The organism is Epibacterium sp. HA2-3 (assembly GCF_055693725.2).
This window is the reverse complement of sequence record NZ_CM172490.1, coordinates 486,039-504,272: the sequence shown is the minus strand read 5'-3', so window position 1 is coordinate 504,272 and position 18,234 is coordinate 486,039. Positions and strand designations below refer to the sequence as shown.

Here is an 18,234-nt window from a genome sequence, read left to right as displayed (position 1 = left end):
CTGCGCACTCTAGGCCGTCGCGCTCAGAGCGGCAAGGGGCGGTGGCTCAACGGCCAGACTTGCGAGGCTCTGCCTCGCGCTCCGGGATATTTGCGGTTAGAAGAAGGATCTGCAGCGTCATTCTTCTAACGCAAAATATCCTCGGGTGAACTGACCGTCAGGTCAGGAGGGGCAAAGCCCCTGCCCTACTCGTCACCAAGCGCAATGCCTTCACGGCGGGGATCCGCGCCTCCCTTCAGGCCATTATCGATTTCGATCGCATGTAGGCCCGAGGTCAGGTCACGCACATTTACCTGGTACCCCATGTCCGTGAGCGCGGCTTCGAGCGCCTCGGCTCCGGTGCCTGCCTCAAGATCGTAAGTGCCGAACCGGTTTACAGCGTGAGGCAGCGAGATTGCGTCTTGAATGTCGAGCCCCCAGTCGGCCCAGCCGATGATCGCCGTTGCCACGTAACCGATGATACGGCTCCCCCCCGGAGAGCCAATCGCAAGAACGGGTTTGCCATCCTGCATCACAATGGTCGGCGCCATCGAGGAGCGCGGGCGTTTTCCGGGCTCGAGACGGTTTGCAATCGGCACCCCGTCGCGGTGGCTGCGGAATGAGAAATCCGTCAGTTCGTTATTGAGCAAGAACCCGTTTGTCATCAAACGCGATCCAAAGCCGTTTTCGATCGTGGTCGTCATCGACAGCACATTGCGGTATTGATCGACAATCGAGATATGCGAGGTCGAGGGAAACTCGATGCTCTCATCATCGGCCCAGATCAGCGCATGATCGAACTCAGGCGCGCCAGGGGCCACAGTCTCCAAGGCCGCATCGCCTTCGAGCAACGTCGCGCGTTTGGAGAGGTACTCCGGGTCCAGCAGACCTTTGGTGGGCACCGGGACATAATCGCTGTCAGCCATGTAACGGCCGCGGTCTGCAAAGGCGAGGCGCGAGGCGTCCCCGATCAGACGCCAGCTCTCGGGGCTGTCTGGGCCCAGCGCTGCCAGGTCATAAGGCTCTAGCATGCCCAGGATTTGCCCGACAGTAAGCGCGCCAGACGAAGGCGGCCCCATGCCACAGGCCTCAAAGACGCGGTAGCTGGCACAGACTGCCGGACGCTCTTTGACCTGATAGAGCGCCAGATCCAGCTCTGAGAGGACGCCGGGGTTCCCGGTCGCGCCCTGTACGGCGCGCACGATATCGGCAGCCACCGGGCCTGAATAGAAGGCCCGCGTCCCCTCCATCGCGATGCGACGCAGCACATTGGCGTAGGGCTGGTTGGTGATCACCTCACCCGCCGCAAGCGGGATGCCTTCGGGCAGAAAATAGGCTGCGGTCTCCGGGAACCGACCCAGCCGTTCGGCATCATTGGCAATCGAGTCCGCCATCCGTGGGGAAACGGCAAAACCCAGTTCAGCCAGACGGATCGCATCGGTAAAGAGCCCGCCCCAGTTGGCGCGGCCCCATTTGCGATGGGCCGCCTCCAGCAAGGCCGGTGTGCCGGGCGTGCCCACCGAACGGCCTCCGACGACAGCATCGAAAAACTTGAGCGGTTCGCCGTTTTCATCCTGAAACAGCGTCGGCGTGGCCGCGAGCGGCGCGGTTTCGCGCCCGTCAAGCGTCGTGATGGCACCCGTGGAGGCATTGTAGTAGACCAGAAACGCCCCACCACCGAGGCCAGAGGATTGCGGCTCCACCAGCCCAAGCACGGCCTGCACCGCAACCATGGCGTCTGCGGCACTTCCGCCCTCACGGAGCACCCGCGCGCCCGCCTCGACCGCCAGCGGGTTTGCGGCAGCGACCATCCAGTTCTCCGCCTCGACAGGCGTGCCCGCATCCCGCGCAGCCATCGCAGCAGCTGCGGCTTCGGAGAGCGAGAGCCCCGCCGCACCAGCGCCCGTCGTCGCTGTTTCAGGGGCAACCGCATCTGCGGCCTGTTGTGCCGACAAAGGATGCGCCAGCGCCGCACAGAGCGCCGCGCTCAAAAATAATGGTCTCATATCTTTCCTCCCAAATCGCGCTGCCCGCGTTGCACCGGACTCTGCGCTTACAACATGGCAGGCACCACCTGATCCGGTGGGCGGTGCCCATCTTCAAATGTCTTGATATTCAATAGAACCTTCTCGCCCATTTCGATCCGTCCCTCGATCGTGGCAGACCCCATATGCGGCAGGAGCACCACATTGGGCAGCTCGCGCAGGCGCGGATTAACGGTGGTACCATGTTCGTAGACATCAAGCCCACAGCCCGCGATTTCGCCCGCGCGCAGGCCGCGCGTCAGAGCGTTTTCGTCGATCACCTCCCCGCGCGAGGTGTTGACGATCACCGCATCGGGCTTCAGCAGCTTCAGGCGCCGCGCGTTCATCAAGTGAAAGGTCGAAGGCGTCGAGGGACAGTGGATCGAAATCACATCCATGCGGGCCACCATCTGATCAAGGCTTTCCCACCATGTTGCTTCGAGCTCTTCCTCGACCTCGGGACGCAGGCGCCGGCGATTGTTGTAATGCACCTGCATGCCAAAAGCGCGGGCACGGCGTGCGACGGCCTGACCGATGCGGCCCATGCCCAGAATGCCAAGTCGGCGCCCTGCAAGACGCCCGCCAAGCATGGCCGTGGGCGACCAGCCCTCCCAATCGCCGCGCTGCATGATCGCAAGACCCTCGGGAATGCGGCGCACGACAGCCATGATCAGCGCCATCGTCATATCGGCCGTGTCGTCGGTCAGCACGCCGGGGGTGTTGGAGACCAGAATGCCCCGTTGGCGCGCAGTGGCCACGTCGATATTGTCGACACCCGCGCCATAATTGGCGATCAGCCGCAGCCGCTCGCCCGCCTGCCCCAGAAGGCCTGCGTCAATCGTGTCGGTGACCGTCGGTACCAGCACATCCGCCTCTTTCATGGCGGCGGCCAGCTCTGTGCGGGTCATTGGGGTGTCGTCGGTGCGCAACCGCACGTCGAACAATTCGCTCAGGCGGGTTTCCACCGGCTCTGGCAACCGTCGCGTAACAACAACACTCAGGCGTTCTCTGGGCACGTGCCTTCTCCCTCGGGCTATGCAAGTCGTTCCATTCCATGACATCGTGTCGCAAGATAATTGCGGGTACAAGCACCCTTCCGCCCGCGCTTGCATTGCGCTAAGAGCCGATGCAGGATCAACGGGTGACGAGATCATAAAAACAAGGCGCCCGAGACAAAAATGGGCATCGAGGCCGTGCAGAGATTCACTGAACAAAATGAACGCCCGCGCAGCCTCTCTGTGCGAGTCGCCCTGCGCGGGGCGCTTTGTGCGCTTGTGATGGGTGGTTTCTTTGACACCACGGCCCCCGTCGCCACCGCGCAGGAGAGCGCGCCCGAGAGAGCTGCCGCGCAAACTCTTGGGCCGGTCACGAACCTGCCGCTGCCCCGCTACGTGTCCATGAAAGCCGCCGAAGGCAATGTGCGCCGTGGCCCGTCACTCAATCATCGTATCGACTGGGTGTTCAAACGCCGCGGCATGCCATTGGAGGTCACGGCCGAATATGGCCACTGGCGACGCGTGCGTGACCGGGATGGACAAGGAGGCTGGGTTCATTACGCGCTTTTGTCGGGGGTGCGCACGGTCTTGGTCGAGCAGGATCTCCTGCAGGTGCGCGCACGCCCTCAGGAGGACGCGCCGGCGGTGGCCGCGTTTGAGCTTGGGGTTGTGGCCCAGCTTGGCGCCTGCACGCGCGACTGGTGCGAAATCACCGCCGGGGGACACAGCGGCTGGACGCACAAAGACAATCTCTGGGGCGTTGATCCGGACGAGCTGCGCGAATAACCCGTGCAGCAGACCTAGCGCTCCACAACCACCCGCAGGATCCGCCCGCCTGGCCCACCCGGCCCACGACGACTGGCGCTTGGCGCAAGGTATCGGCGAATGAGGTCGCACCGGTGCGCAAAGACTTTCTCATCGGTGAAAGGTGCAGCCTCGAGATGCGCCGATTGCATCAGCGTCGCAAGCGTATCCGGTGCCCCCTGCAGCATCGAAAGCGTCTGCGCCAATCTCTCTGTATCGCCCTGTGGCACCAGAATGCCGCCGCCATGTCCCGCAATCAGGTCCCGCGCATAGCCCCCCTCGTAGCCGACGATGGGCGTCGCGCCAGTGAGCGCCTCGATCAGACAGCGCGGCGACTCGGCGGTCTTGTGGCAAAAAAGGAATACATCCGCCCGCTGCAAGCGCGCACGCACCTCGGCGTGGTCCTCTAGAAATCCAGGCAGGCGGACTTGATCTTCGAGACCTGCGCGACGGACACGATTGCGCATCATCGCAAGACAACTTCCCTCGCCAAGCCATTCTGCCTCAAAAGGGATATTCAGCACGGCCAGCCGTTCGAGAACCGAGATCCAGTCACCTGGACCCTTCATGCCCTCGGCGCGTCCCGCATAAACGATTCGCAACGGTCGCGCCCCAAGCCCGGAGAGTTTCTTCTGAAGCGCACTGGTGCGAATGTGATCCCGGCCCGAAATGTGGATGTCGTGAACCAGCTGTGGATTGGGGCTGAACCCCGCGTAGCTATCAAAGGTCTCCCGACCGTGAAACAGGCCCAGTGCGGCGCGCGAAATCAAGGCGCGCTCGAGCCAGGCCATAGGGCGACTGTAAAGACGCGATTTCAGACGCTGCTTCCAGTCGCCCCAGTCGCGTGATTTCCGCAGCACATCAGATTCGACCCGATCGGTCCAGATCGCAAAGCGCTTGCGCTGCCGGAGCGCCTCCAGCGCACAGACCGCCCCCCAATCCCCAAAGAGGCCCCCAATTGCGAAGCTGAGGTAGCTTGCTTCAGCCACAAGCGCGCCGATGCGACGACGCTCTCGCCGCCACGCTCGAAGGAACTGCAGGGGGGTGAAAGCAGACGGAACCGTCTCCAGCCGCACCGCGGGCAAATCGGCCAGCGCCATGTCAACGGGGATCCAGCCCTTTGGAACGTCGTGATTTTTTTCGGGCATGAGGACCGTCACCCGGGAAAAATGCTGGGACCAGAGCCGCAGGCCATTCACCGCCTGACGCTCGATATAGAGCGTACCCGCGTCCCGATAGACCGGGACGGGTGCGTAAATGAACAGGTCGCCCGCTACCATGCTTCTCATCACTTTCCTCCTACGCGCCGGGAAACGATCACATGCCGCGCCCTCCCTGCACTCTGCGATGGCTGATGCCATGGCTCTTGTCCGTGGACGCTCGGGCGCCCGGGGCGCGAAACAAAGCCCCCCTGCTGCTTCGCGCCCGCCTTGGTGCTGGTACGCTCCTCAGAGCACCCCACATTCCAATTTAACCATGTTATCACAGGCAATCGCTATTCAGCTACAGAATATGAGCGACGTCCGTAGGAACAGGGGGAACTCTCGCAAGGATAGGTCATGTCGCAAAGGGGTGGCGCACAAAGCGGCAAGCCTGCGCAACAATGCCGCGAAGTCGCATGCAGACAATTGCCTTGTGTCGTCTCGTGGTCTAGGAGAGGCGTGTGAACATCATGCATGCCCGGCGCAGGCCCCGCGCCCCCTGCCGGACAAGTATCAAGTGACGCGGCACACGCGCACCGAATTGACGACGAACAACAGCTTCCGAATTCGCAGAAAGGTTGTGGAACATGGCAGAAAATTCAACGCCGGACATTTTGTATACCATTGTAGACGAAGCGCCCGAGCTGGCCTCGGCATCTTTCCTGCCGATCATCCGCAAATTTGCGGATGCTGCCGGTGTCAGCGTTGGCACAAAGGACATTTCGCTGGCCGCACGCATTATCGCGACCTTCCCGGAGAACCTCACCGAAGCGCAGCGCCAAAGCGATGACCTCGCCGCGCTGGGCGAGCTGGTGAAGACCCCCGACGCAAATGTCATCAAACTGCCCAACATCTCTGCATCCGTGCCCCAGCTGGTGGCCGCGATCGAGGAGTTGCAGGCGCAGGGGTACAAGCTGCCCGACTACCCCTACGAGCCCGCAACCGACGAGGAAAAGGAAATCCGCGCCCGCTACGACACCATCAAGGGCTCCGCGGTGAACCCGGTTCTGCGCGAAGGCAACTCGGACCGTCGTTCGGCCAAAGCCGTGAAGAACTACGCTCAGAACAACCCGCATTCGATGGGCGCATGGTCTGGCGACAGCAAGACCAAAGTCTCGTCGATGCCCGGCAACGACTTTTATGCCAACGAGAAATCCGCCACCATTTCCGCCGAGCAGGCCGGTGACGCGAAGATCGAATTTGTCGCAAAAGATGGGTCCGTCACCGTTCTGAAAGACGGCTGGCCGCTGGCAGAAGGCACGGTTGCCGATGCGACCTTCATGTCCGCCAAAGCGCTCGCCGCGTTCCTGTCTGGCGCGATCGAGGACACCAAAGCGGACGGCACCATGTTCTCGCTGCACATGAAGGCCACCATGATGAAGGTCTCCGACCCGATCATCTTTGGCCACGCGGTCAAAGCCTGGCTCGGCCCTGTGTGGGATAAACACGGCGCCGCAATTGCTGCAGCAGGTGGGTCGCCGAACTCCGGTCTGGGTGCGGTTCTGGCCGCCATCGACAGCCTGCCCAACGCAGATGAGATCAAATCCGAGATCGCCGCGCTCGAACGCCCCTCCATGTATATGGTGGACAGCGACAAGGGTATCACCAACCTGCATGTGCCCTCCGACGTGATCATCGATGCCTCCATGCCGGCCGTGATCCGTGCTGGCGGTAAGGGCTGGGACGAGACCGGCGCCAAGGGCGACACCAACTGCGTGATCCCCGACCGCTGCTACTCCACCGTCTATGACGAGACCATCAACTTCTTCAAAGCCAATGGCGCGCTCGACGTGACCACTGCCGGTTCGGTCGCAAACGTCGGCTTGATGGCGCAAAAGGCGGAAGAGTATGGCTCGCACCCGACGACCTTCGAAGCCCCGGCAGACGGCGAGATCCGCGTTGTTCTGGCCAATGGCGAGACCCTGCACAGCCACGAAGTCGAGGCCGGCGACATCTGGCGCGCCTGCACCGTGAAAAAGGCTCCGATCGAGAACTGGATCCAACTGGCCCTGGACCGTCAGCGCCTGACCGGGTCCGAGGCGATCTTCTGGCTGGACGCAAACCGCGCCCATGACGCAGAGCTGATCAATTACGTCAAACCCGCGCTTGAGGCGGCTGGCGTCGCCGACAAGTTCCTGATCATGGCGCCGCGCGAAGCCACCCGTCAGAGCCTCGAGACCATCACTGCGGGCAAGGACAGCATCGCCATCACCGGCAACGTGCTGCGCGACTACCTGACCGACCTGTTCCCGATCCTCGAGCTTGGCACCTCGGCCAAGATGCTGTCGATTGTGAAGCTGATGAACGGCGGCGGCTTGTTTGAGACCGGCGCAGGCGGTTCCGCGCCCAAACACGTGCAGCAACTGGTTGAGGAAAACCACCTGCGTTGGGACTCCATGGGTGAGTTCTGCGCTCTGGGCGAAAGCCTGAAGTTCCTCGCCGATGTCAAAGGCAACGAGAAGGCAGGCGTGCTTGGCGCAGCTGCCGAGGTTGCGACCCAAGGCATCCTCGACAACAACAAATCGCCCGAGCGCAAAGTCGGCCAGCCCGACAACCGCGACAGCCACTACTGGTTTGCCCGCTACTGGGCAGAAGCCCTCGCGGCACAGGGTGATGACGCGGAGCTGGCCGCGCATTTCAAACCGATTGCCGAGGCTCTTGCCTCCAACGAAGCGGCGATTCTGTCTGAACTCGCCGCCGCTCAGGGAGGCGCAGCCGACATCGGTGGCTATTACCACCCCTCCGTTGAAAAGAAGGCCGCCGTCATGCGCCCCTCTGCAACCCTCAACGGCATCATCGGCTGAGCCTGACCTCAGGATCAAAGTCCAAAAATCACAAGGCGCCCGGCACAGTCCGGGCGCTTTTTGCATGGTCAGAGGGGAAACCCGCCTCTGTTCCACAGGTGCATTGCATTTTTTGAATACCGGGTACCCGCAGGCGCATCAGATCGGGTCTGTAAAGCCGGTGTTAGGTTTTTTGTCAGAAAAAGGTCGCGAACCGAAAACACGCAAGGCCAAAAACCCATGCCCGCCGCATTTTACGGACTATCCACTCGGATCTACGCCCTTGTAGCGCTTGCGCTCGTCGCGGCCGCAAGCTTGACTTTCTACACCCTGAACCATGCCTCTCAGACCGCCTATGATCTTCGGGCGGGAGAGTTGCGCCACATAACAGACATCGCCCGCAGCCATCTGGACGCCCATAATGCCCGCGTCGAAGCCGGTGAAATGACCCAGGCCGAGGCGCAAGCCTCGGTGGCTCAAATTCTCAATGATCTGCGCTTTGGCGAAAACGGCTATGTCTATGCCTTTGACAGCGACATCGTCTATTCCGTCCACCCCTTCCGCCCGCAATGGGTTGGAGGTGAGAGCCAGCGCGACCTGAAGGACGTGCATGGCAACCGGATCTTCGAAAACATCCTCGGCAATCTGGATGCTGAGGGGCACTCGCTCTCGACGATCTATTTCGAGAACCCCGCCACCAAAGCCGTCGAACCCAAGCTCACATACGCACAATATTATGAACCCTGGGACTGGTACCTTGGGACCGGCGCCTACATGAACGACATCGAGGCCGACATCGCGCAAATGCGGATGCAGGCCCTGATGGGGCTTGGTGTTGCCCTCGCCGTGTTGATCGGCGTATCGCTCTTGATTATCCGCAGCATGCTGCCGCCTCTTAATGCGCTCAAGGCACGTATGGCCACCATGGCCGAGGGCGACCTGGACGCGGATGTGCCGGGCCTGTTGGATCGCAGCGAGATCGGCCAAATGGCGCATGCAGTGGCGAATTTCCGGGATGGGCTGCAAATGCAGGCAGCACTGGAAGCAGAGGCGCACATCAAGGATGAGGAACGCCAGCGCGTCGTCGCCATCCTGAGCCAGCGTCTCGCGAAATTTGCCCAGGGGGATCTCACCGTGCGCGTCGATGACGCCATGCCCGACGAGTTCCGGCAGGTGGCAGAAGACTTTAACGCAACGGTTACGCAGATCTCCGACCTGATGCGCACGCTGGTCGCCGGGGTGGAGCGGATTGAGAGCGAAAGCGAATCCCTCGACAGCTCCTCACGTGAGCTTGGCATGCGTACCGAAACCCAGGCAGCCTCCCTCGAGGAAACGTCCGCGGCCCTCACAGAGCTCTCGGCTTCGGTGAAAAACTCTGCCGAAGAGAGCCGCGCAGCCTCCGAGCGGGTGCAGCAGGCCAGCGAACGGACCGAGCGCGGCGCGCAGGTGGTCCGGCGCACCATTGAGGCCATGCAGGGGATCGAGGAAAGCTCCGACAAGATCTCGAGCATCACCTCTTTGATCGACGATATCGCCTTTCAGACCAGCCTGCTGGCGCTCAACGCCGGGGTTGAGGCCGCACGCGCGGGCGAAGCCGGCCGCGGGTTTGCGGTTGTGGCTGGCGAGGTGCGCGCTTTGGCCGGGAAATCCTCAGATGCGGCGCGCGAGATCGCAGAGTTGATCACAAACGCCAGCCGCGAGGTGGAGACCGGTGTGTCACTGGCGCGCGACTCTGGCACGGCTCTTGACGAGATCAACGCGCATATCTCCGCCATCAACGAAACCGTCAGCGCCCTTGCTGAGGCGGCCCGGGAACAAGCCACAAGCCTCTCGGAGATCACCTCCGCCGCCGACCAGCTTGATCAGGTCACACAGCAGAACGCGGCAATGTTCGAGGAAACCTCTGCTGCAACCCAGCGCCTGCGGGATGAGGCAAACGCCCTGGCTCAGAACGCCCGTCAGTTTCAGGTTGATGACGCGGATCCCGTCGCGCAACGCCGGGCTTCGTAAAACAGCCCGCTCGACCCTGACATCCAACCGTCCGCATCCCCGTGCGGGCGGTTTCCCTTTTCAAACACGCCAGCTTCAATCAGAGCGACGCAAATTTCGCATCAAGACGCACGGCTTCCTGTGACAACCCAAAGGGTGCATTCACCACGAACATCCCGGAGCCGATCATCCGATGCCCGTCGCGCGCCGGGGCAAAGCGCACCTCATGGCGGAAAACCTCCGGTAATGCGTGCGCCTCAAGCGCCTTCAGCATCGGGACATGCGTGCCGTCGCTCAGGATCGGGTACCAGAGCGCGATCACGCCGACATTCCATTTGCGGTGCAGTTTTGCGATGATACCGGGAATACGGGCGTAGTCGGCTTTGATTTCATAACTCGGATCGATCAGCACTAGCCCCCGGCGCGGCTCTGGCGGTGCCAGCGACTGCACCATCTCAAAACCATCCTGGACATGAACCTTTGCGCCCGACCCGCGCATGGCTTCACGCAGCGCCACCGCTTCCTGCGGGTGGAGCTCTGCCAGATGCAGCCTATCGGCAGGACGCAGTAGCTCTGCCGCGATCTGAGGCGAACCCGGATAGCTGGTCGCCCCATGCTGCACCTGGACCCGCTCCAGCACACGCGCATATGGGTGATCCGGGGCAAACCAGTCACGCGCAACATCGATCCCCTTCGCGGCCTCGCCTGTTTTCAGCGCCTCCGCAGAACCAAGATCATAGAGCGCACGTCCCGCATGGGTTTCCAGGTAACTCAGCGGTTTGTCCTTTTGGGTCATGTAATCCAGCATCCACGCCAAAAGCGCGTGTTTCTGGACATCCGCAAGATTTCCCGCGTGATAGATATGTTGATACGACAGCATATGCGTCCCTTAGCTGTAATGCGGGGTTTGCGAAAGAGGCTCCGCGCGCGCCCTAAACCAAATCTCAACCACATTGCGGCAAATTGAGTGGCGAAATCACCCGCAGAAGCAGGTCCATATGTCCCTCAGAACGAGCCTCAAGCCCGGCGTCGCGATTGCGCTGGCGCTTATCTTCTCCCTCCCACACAGCGCGCTCCACGCAAATTCCGCGGGGTTTTCTCTGGTGGGGGATGGGGGCTTCTTCATGCGCACCTCTACCCCGTCGGCGCGCGAGGCGATCCTGAATGACGATGCCACGGGGCGTGGCGCAGTTTCGATGAACCCGAGCGCCGCAAGCCTTTTTCGCGGGCGCAGCAGCGGAAGTCTCTTTGCACGCGCTGCCGTTGCGGTTGGTGTCGATGTAGCAGAGATCATGAACGTGATCGCCAGCGCCGAGGCCGGGCGGGCCAATTATGACGCGGTCCAGTATGGCGCCAAGATCAAGCCACCTGCCAAACCCACCGACATGACGCTGCTGGAAATCTATACGTGGATCGACGCAACACCGGGGCAGCCGCATGCGATCGGCCGGTATCAGTTCATTCCCGCCACCCTGCGCCGCCTGGTGAAACACCAGGGCGTGCCTTTGGGGCGCAAGTTCAACAAGTCCTTGCAGGACCAACTGGCGCATCAACTGATTGAAGAAGCGGGCCTGTCACAGTTCAAGGCTGGCGAAATCAGCCAGACCAAGTTCATGAACAACCTCGCCAAGATCTGGGCCGGGCTACCGACCTCGAACGGAAAATCCTATTATCACAACTACGCAGGAAACCGCGCCACGGTCACATGGGATACCTACAAGGCGCGCATGGATGCCATCTTTTCTGGCTGACGCGCTGACCTACGAGACGGGCCTGTTGTGCGGGAATTGCGCAGAGGGGACAGATTGGCCCTGTTTACAGGCGAAAAGACGCTAGGTGATCCCAATACTCCCTTTTACGGCAGGCCTGCCACGCTTATAAGGGCACAGTCAGTGGCCCGGCAAAAGAGTCGCGGCCCAGCAATTGCAGTACTCACAGGATCCCTTCTACATGGCGCTCTTCGGAAATCTCGGCGGTCTGTTCACATCGGACATGGCCATTGACCTCGGTACCGCAAACACGCTGGTCTACGTCAAGGGTCGAGGCGTCATCCTGTCGGAACCCTCAGTGGTGGCCTATCACGTTAAGGATGGCGTGAAAAAGGTGCTCGCAGTGGGCGAGGACGCCAAACTGATGCTGGGAAGGACCCCGGGCTCCATCGAGGCGATCCGCCCGATGCGTGAAGGTGTGATTGCGGACTTCGATACCGCAGAAGAGATGATCAAACACTTCATCCGTAAGGTCCACAAACGCTCCACCTTTTCAAAGCCGAAGGTGATCGTCTGCGTCCCGCACGGCGCCACGCCCGTGGAAAAACGTGCGATCCGCTCGTCGGTTCTGGCCGCCGGGGCGCGCCGTGCTGGCCTCATTGCCGAACCGATTGCCGCAGCGATCGGGGCCGGCATGCCGATCACCGATCCGACCGGTAACATGGTTGTCGACATCGGCGGCGGCACCACCGAAGTCGCAGTTCTGTCGCTGGGCGACATCGTTTACGCGCGCTCCGTGCGCGTCGGTGGCGACCGGATGGACGAGGCAATCATCTCCTATCTGCGCCGCCAGCAGAATCTCTTGATCGGGGAGGCCACGGCCGAACGGATCAAAACTTCCATCGGCACCGCCCGGATGCCCGACGATGGCCGAGGCCAGTCGATGCAGATCCGCGGCCGCGACCTGCTGAACGGTGTCCCAAAGGAGATCGAGATCTCTCAGGCACAAGTCGCCGAGGCGCTTGCCGAACCGGTTCAGCAGATCTGCGAGGCGGTGATGACGGCACTGGAAACCACGCCACCCGATCTGGCCGCAGACATCGTCGACCGGGGCGTGATGCTCACCGGGGGCGGCGCGCTTCTTGGCGATCTGGATCTGGCCCTGCGCGAGCAGACCGGCCTTGCGGTTTCCATCGCAGATGAAAGCCTCAACTGTGTGGCTCTGGGCACCGGCAAGGCGCTGGAATACGAAAAGCAGCTGCGTCACGCGATCGACTACGACAGCTGACGTCCCGAACAGAGCGGACATGGCTCTGGTTTGAAAGACTGCTGGAAGGAGAGCCTTGGCCAAAGATCGGTCACAGCGCGAAGACTATGCAGGCCCGCTCAAGCGTTTGCTTGTCGGGATTTTGGTGTTGGTTCTGGCGGTGATATTTCTGGTCTGGCGCATCGACAGCCCCCGTGTGGAGCGATTTCGCGCGCAGGTGGTGGACGCGGTGGTGCCCAACATGCAATGGGCGATGGCGCCGGTCACCGGCGCGATCAATCTGGTGCGCGATTTTCAAAGCTACCAGCGTCTGTCGGAACAGAACCGCGAGTTGCGCTCCGAGTTGCGGCAGATGCGTGCCTGGAAAGAAGCAGCCTTGCAGCTGGAGCAGGAAAACGCCCGCCTTCTGGATTTGAACAACGTCCGTCTTGATCCGCAGCTAACCTATGTCACCGGCGTGGTCTTGGCGGATTCTGGGTCTCCCTTTCGGCAGTCGGTGCTTTTGAATGTCGGCGCGAGAGACGGCATTCAGGACGGCTGGGCCGCGATGGATGGGATCGGGTTGGTCGGGCGTATTTCCGGCACCGGGCTCGATACCGCGCGGGTGATCCTGCTGACCGACGCCGCAAGCGCGGTGCCTGCAACTCTGCAGCCCTCTGGCCAGACCGCCCTGGTGAGCGGAGACAACACCGCCGCGCCCTTGTTGAATTTCGTCGAAAACCCGGAGCTGGTGCGCCCGGGTGACCGGGTCGTCACATCCGGAGACGGCAAGGTCTTTCCGCCCGGCCTGCTGATCGGACAGGTCGCGCAGGACCGCGCGGGACGGTTGCGGGTGCGGCTCTCGGCGGACTATGAGCGGCTGGAATTCTTGCGTGTGCTGCGCCATCAGGGCAGCGCCCCCATAAGCGATCCCGGCGCTCTGATCGCGCCAGTGCCCGACGATATGATCCCCCTGCCTCGCCCCGAAGGTTTTTTGGAGCGCGCGGCCCCGGGTGGAACACAGGATGAGGGTGACAATGGCTAAGACCTCTCCGGCTGCGATCTGGCTCATGCGTGCGGTCTTTGCCGGGGTGGCGCTGTTGATCATGTTCTTTCACCTGCTGCCGCTTGATACGATGCCCCGGCGGTGGAGCCCGCCGGATCTGCTGCTTGCTTTTGCGCTGGCGTGGTCCTCGCGTCGTCCCGATTTCGTGCCACCGCTGCTGATCGCGGCGGTCATGCTTTTGGCGGACTTGCTGTTTCAACGTCCGCCCGGTCTCTGGGCCTTGCTGGCGCTTCTGGCCTGCGAGTTCTTGAAATCACGCCTCTCGACCCATCGCGAAACTCCGTTTTTGGGGGAATGGGTGGCCGTGAGCATCGTGATGATCGCCATCGCTTTGCTCAACCGGATGATCCTTGGCATTCTGGCGGTGGAACAGGCGCATATCGCGCTGATTCTGGTGCAGGTCATCATGACCATCGCCGCTTATCCGCTCGTTGTGCTGATAAGCCAGAGCCTGTTCGGAGTACGTCGCCTGTCGGCGGCGGATGCAGAAACCCTTGGAGCGCGCCTGTGAAACGCAATCAGAAAGATCAGGATCACAGCCATCGCAAACTCGCCCGTCGCACCTTGCTGCTCGGGGGGCTTCAGCTCGGATTCACCGGAGCGCTGGCCATGCGCATGCGGTTTTTGCAGGTGGATCAGGCCGACCAGTTCCGCCTGCTTGCCGAAGAGAACCGCATCAACATTCGCCTGCTCGCGCCCAGCCGAGGCGAGATCTATGATCGCAACGGCAATATCATCGCTCAGAACTCGCCCTCCTACCGGATCGTTCTGGTGCCTGAGGACGCCGGCGATGTGGAAGAGGTGATCGCCAATCTCAACCGGCTGCTGCCCCTCGACGAAGAGGATCTGGAGCGCGCTCGCAACGAGATGCGCCGCTCGCGGCCTTTCCTTCCCATTACTTTGGCAGATCAGATCTCTTGGGATGATATTTCCAAGGTCGCGGTGAATGCCCCGGCCCTGCCCGGCATCACACCCGAGGTCGGCCTCTCCCGCGTTTATCCACAAGGCCCTGATTTTGCACATGTTGTGGGCTATGTCGGGCCGGTTTCGGACTATGATCTTTCCAAAATGGAAGACCCGGATCCAGTGCTGCTCACGCCGCGTTTCCAGTTTGGCAAAGTCGGATTTGAGTCCAAGCAAGAGGACTCGTTGCGTGGCAAAGCCGGGATCAAGCGGGTCGAAGTCAACGCCGCAGGCCGGGTGATGCGAGAGCTTGACCGGCGAGAAGGTGAGCCGGGCGCGGATATGCAGCTGACGCTGGATGCAGATCTGCAAAGCTATGTGCAGGCGCGCCTTGGCTCCGAGAGCGCTGCGGCAGTCATTATGGATGTGGAGAACGGCGATCTCAGGGCGATCTGCTCAAGCCCGAGTTTTGATCCCAACCTTTTTGTGCGCGGGATTTCGGTCGCGGATTATCGCGCGCTCACCGAAGACCCTTACCGCCCGCTGGCCAATAAAACCGTGCAAGGCACCTACCCGCCCGGCTCCACCTTCAAGATGGTCACGGCCCTTGCAGGGCTCGAGGCGGGAGTCATCACACCGGCCGAGACCACGTGGTGCCCCGGTCACCTCGAGGTTTCGGGGCGGCGGTTCCACTGTTGGAAACGCGCCGGGCATGGCCATGTGAACCTCTTGGATTCACTCAAGAGCTCCTGTGACGTCTATTATTACGATCTCGCAATCAAAGTGGGCATGGACCGCATTTCCGAGATGGCCAACAGGCTTGGGCTTGGTGTACGCCACGATCTGCCGATGTCTGCCGTTGCGGCGGGTCTTGCCCCCAACCGGGAATGGAAATCACGCACCTACGGTCAGGACTGGCTCGTAGGGGACACGGTGAACGCATCGATTGGACAAGGCTATATGCTTGCCTCCCCCATGCAGCTTGCGGTGATGACCGCCCGGATTGCATCGGGGCGCGAGATCTCGCCCCGATTGGTAAAATCCATCAATGGGATCGAACAGCCCTCCGGCCTGGGGGAGCCACTCGGGCTCAACCAGAACCACCTGAACCATGTCCGCAAATCCATGTACGCCGTGAGCAATGACCGTCGCGGTACCGGCTACCGCTCGCGGATCATTGCAGAGGACATGCGCATGGCCGGGAAATCCGGCACCAGCCAGGTGCGCAATATCACCGCCGCCGAACGCGCGTCGGGCGTGATCCGCAACCAGGATCTGCCGTGGGAGCGGCGCGATCATGCGCTCTATGTCTGCTATGCGCCCTATGACAATCCCAAATACGCTGTCTCGGTCGTGGTGGAACACGGCGGGGGCGGCTCCACCGCAGCCGCGCCTATTGCACGGGATGTCCTGCTGCAGGCCCTCTATGGCGGCACGCCCCCGCTCGAGGCCTACCCGAGAGGCGATCGCAGCAAGATCCAAGCGCAACAGGAACGTCTCCAGCGCGAAATGCATCAGCGTAAGGAAAGCGGCGGGAGCGACCGGGCATGAGCTATCTTGAGTATCACGCCAAATCGACCCCGACCGGCCTGCGCAAGATCCTGTTTCTGAACTGGCCCCTGGTGCTGCTGCTCTGTGCGGCGGCCGGCGTTGGCTTCTTGATGCTCTATTCGGTGGCGGGCGGGTCATTCTCGCCCTGGGTCGAACCGCAGGCCAAGCGTTTCCTGGTCGGGCTCGGCGTGATGCTGGTGGTGGCGATGGTGCCGATCTGGTTCTGGCGCAATATCTCCGTGCTGGCCTATCTGATGGCGCTTGTGCTGCTGGTAGCGGTCGAGCTGTTTGGCTCCGTCGGCATGGGGGCGCAGCGCTGGGTAGATATCGGACCGCTCCGATTGCAACCTTCCGAGCTTATGAAGATCACCCTCGTGATGGTGCTTGCGGCCTATTACGACTGGCTGCCCGCCAATCGCACCTCGCGGCCGCTGTTCGTGCTCGTGCCGGTGTTCTTAATCCTTGCACCGACCTTTTTGGTGCTGAAACAGCCTGACCTTGGGACCTCTATCCTTCTGTTGACAGCGGGCGGCGGGGTGATGTTCCTAGCCGGGGTACATTGGGCCTATTTTGCTGCAGTGATTGCCGCCGCCGGTGGGCTGGTCGCCGCTGTTTTCCAGAGCCGGGGCACCGACTGGCAACTGCTGAAGGATTATCAGTACCGCCGCATCGACACGTTTCTCGATCCTTCCCAAGATCCACTCGGGGCTGGCTATCACATCACGCAGTCAAAGATCGCGCTTGGGTCCGGGGGCTGGTCCGGGCGCGGTTTTATGCAGGGTACGCAGTCGCGCCTGAACTTTCTGCCGGAAAAGCACACCGATTTCATCTTCACCACACTTGCCGAAGAGTTCGGCTTTGTGGGCGGCGTGATGCTGCTGTCGATCTATGTGATGATCATCGTCTTCTGCGTTGCCACCGCGATCTCGGCCCGGGACCGGTTCTCCTCGCTGGTGACACTCGGCATCGCGCTCAACTTCTTTTTGTTCTTTGCGGTCAACATGTCGATGGTGATGGGGCTCGCACCTGTGGTCGGCGTGCCCTTGCCACTGGTCTCCTATGGCGGCTCGGCCATGCTGGTGCTCCTCGCTGCATTCGGAATTGTCCAGAGCGCCAACGTCCATCGCCCGCGCTAAGGGCCGCCTTCCTGCCCGATCCCCTCGCGCACCAATGTCAGAAACGGGCTGTCCTGATCGCGCAGACGGTGCAGCAGGCCAATGCTACGATAAACACCAGGCCACGCGGTGAACCGGGCTGCAGGCGCATGGCGCGCCAGACTGCGCCACGCTGGCAGCACCGCTTGACCGACACCATCCTCGACCATCTGCGCCAGCGCTTCGAGCGCATCCATTTCCACCAAGACAGACGGGTTTGGCTCGCGCGCAGTCAAGGCCGACCAACAGATCGCCCCGCCCCAGGCTTCACGCGAATAGACCAGATAAGGCAAGGTGCTGGCGCTATCCAAAGCTGGGCGTAACAACCCAACGTGCTCTTGAAACATCTGCTGGAACCGCAGAGATTTTGGCAGCGACAAAGGCGGCTCCACCACCAGCGCCAAATCGATTTCTTCTGCCTCCAGAAGAGCCATCAAACCCGGCGAGGTCCCGGGAACAAACCGCAGATCGACATCAGGAGCCGCGTGATGCAGATGCCGCAACAGCTGCGCCGCCCAGTCCCCAAGCGCGGTAGAGATCGCCCCCACCCGCAAGGGCCCTGCCAGCCTCTGACCCCGCAAGTCCGCGCGCAAGTCCTGTTCCAGCCGCAGCATCGCCCGCAGCCGGGGCAGCACACTGCGACAGGCATGCGTGGGCTGCACCATTCGCCCCTCGCGCCGCAAAAGCGTGACGCCCAGTTCAGCCTCAAGTGCGGAGATCCGCTGCGACAGCGCCGAGGCCGTCACCCCGCTGCGCCGCGCCGCAGCCGCGATCGAGCCTTCCTCGATTATGGCCAGCAAGCTCGCTACGAATCTCGTATCCACAGTTT

Annotated in this window: 14 protein-coding genes; 9 read left to right on the top strand and 5 right to left on the bottom strand. The window is 61.8% G+C overall.

Going from position 1 to position 18,234, the window contains the following annotated elements; all coding sequences use genetic code 11:
• Positions 1-185 precede the first annotated feature (185 nt).
• Positions 186-1,985 carry a gamma-glutamyltransferase gene (gene ggt / locus ACZ1HH_RS02440; RefSeq protein ID WP_487320355.1) on the bottom strand — a complete coding sequence of 600 codons (1,800 nt, stop codon included), beginning with the start codon at positions 1,983-1,985 and terminating at the stop codon, positions 186-188.
• Between the two features lie 47 nt (positions 1,986-2,032).
• On the bottom strand, positions 2,033-3,019 hold the full coding sequence (locus ACZ1HH_RS02435; protein ID WP_011537828.1) for a 2-hydroxyacid dehydrogenase: 987 nt from the start codon (positions 3,017-3,019) through the stop codon (positions 2,033-2,035).
• A gap of 162 nt (positions 3,020-3,181) precedes the next feature.
• Here ACZ1HH_RS02435 and ACZ1HH_RS02430 point away from each other — a divergent pair, with 162 nt between their 5' ends.
• Positions 3,182-3,784: an SH3 domain-containing protein gene (locus ACZ1HH_RS02430; RefSeq protein WP_472637217.1), complete on the top strand. Its 603-nt coding sequence runs from the start codon at positions 3,182-3,184 to the stop codon at positions 3,782-3,784.
• Between the two features lie 14 nt (positions 3,785-3,798).
• On the opposite strand, the gene ACZ1HH_RS02425 is transcribed toward ACZ1HH_RS02430, so the two are convergent.
• Complete coding sequence (locus ACZ1HH_RS02425) at positions 3,799-5,091, bottom strand: glycosyltransferase (RefSeq protein ID WP_487320354.1); 1,293 nt, start codon at positions 5,089-5,091, stop codon at positions 3,799-3,801.
• 500 nt (positions 5,092-5,591) lie between these two features.
• On the opposite strand from ACZ1HH_RS02425, the gene ACZ1HH_RS02420 reads away from it, so the two are divergent.
• Both ACZ1HH_RS02420 and ACZ1HH_RS02415 read left to right on the top strand, forming a co-directional pair.
• On the top strand, positions 5,592-7,808 hold the full coding sequence (locus ACZ1HH_RS02420) for an NADP-dependent isocitrate dehydrogenase (protein ID WP_472637214.1): 2,217 nt from the start codon (positions 5,592-5,594) through the stop codon (positions 7,806-7,808).
• 219 nt (positions 7,809-8,027) lie between these two features.
• On the top strand, positions 8,028-9,797 hold the full coding sequence (locus ACZ1HH_RS02415) for a methyl-accepting chemotaxis protein (protein WP_472637213.1): 1,770 nt from the start codon (positions 8,028-8,030) through the stop codon (positions 9,795-9,797).
• 79 nt (positions 9,798-9,876) lie between these two features.
• On the opposite strand, the gene ACZ1HH_RS02410 is transcribed toward ACZ1HH_RS02415, so the two are convergent.
• A complete protein-coding gene (locus ACZ1HH_RS02410) occupies positions 9,877-10,656 on the bottom strand; it encodes a 23S rRNA (adenine(2030)-N(6))-methyltransferase RlmJ (RefSeq protein WP_472637212.1) in 780 nt (259 codons plus the stop codon).
• 118 nt (positions 10,657-10,774) lie between these two features.
• Here ACZ1HH_RS02410 and ACZ1HH_RS02405 point away from each other — a divergent pair, with 118 nt between their 5' ends.
• The 6 genes from ACZ1HH_RS02405 to rodA all read left to right on the top strand — a co-directional run bounded on the left by ACZ1HH_RS02405 (position 10,775) and on the right by rodA (position 17,387).
• A complete protein-coding gene (locus ACZ1HH_RS02405; RefSeq protein WP_487320353.1) occupies positions 10,775-11,527 on the top strand; it encodes a lysozyme family protein in 753 nt (250 codons plus the stop codon).
• 199 nt (positions 11,528-11,726) lie between these two features.
• Positions 11,727-12,773 carry a rod shape-determining protein gene (locus ACZ1HH_RS02400; RefSeq protein ID WP_011537821.1) on the top strand — a complete coding sequence of 349 codons (1,047 nt, stop codon included), beginning with the start codon at positions 11,727-11,729 and terminating at the stop codon, positions 12,771-12,773.
• Between the two features lie 55 nt (positions 12,774-12,828).
• Positions 12,829-13,776, top strand: coding sequence for a rod shape-determining protein MreC (gene mreC, locus ACZ1HH_RS02395; protein ID WP_472637210.1), 948 nt, complete (start codon positions 12,829-12,831; stop codon positions 13,774-13,776).
• Entirely contained in the window at positions 13,769-14,308 is a 540-nt protein-coding gene (locus ACZ1HH_RS02390) for a hypothetical protein (protein WP_011537819.1), read from the top strand. The genes mreC and ACZ1HH_RS02390 overlap by 8 nt, the downstream gene beginning before the upstream one ends.
• Positions 14,305-16,251, top strand: a complete 1,947-nt coding sequence (gene mrdA, locus ACZ1HH_RS02385) for a penicillin-binding protein 2 (protein ID WP_472637209.1) — start codon at positions 14,305-14,307, stop codon at positions 16,249-16,251. Before ACZ1HH_RS02390 ends, mrdA begins: the two co-directional genes overlap by 4 nt.
• On the top strand, positions 16,248-17,387 hold the full coding sequence (rodA, locus tag ACZ1HH_RS02380) for a rod shape-determining protein RodA (RefSeq protein WP_011537817.1): 1,140 nt from the start codon (positions 16,248-16,250) through the stop codon (positions 17,385-17,387). Before mrdA ends, rodA begins: the two co-directional genes overlap by 4 nt.
• Here the strand turns inward: rodA and ACZ1HH_RS02375 are convergent.
• Complete coding sequence (locus tag ACZ1HH_RS02375; RefSeq protein WP_472637208.1) at positions 17,384-18,229, bottom strand: LysR family transcriptional regulator; 846 nt, start codon at positions 18,227-18,229, stop codon at positions 17,384-17,386. The genes rodA and ACZ1HH_RS02375 overlap by 4 nt on opposite strands.
• Positions 18,230-18,234: the final 5 nt, after the last annotated feature.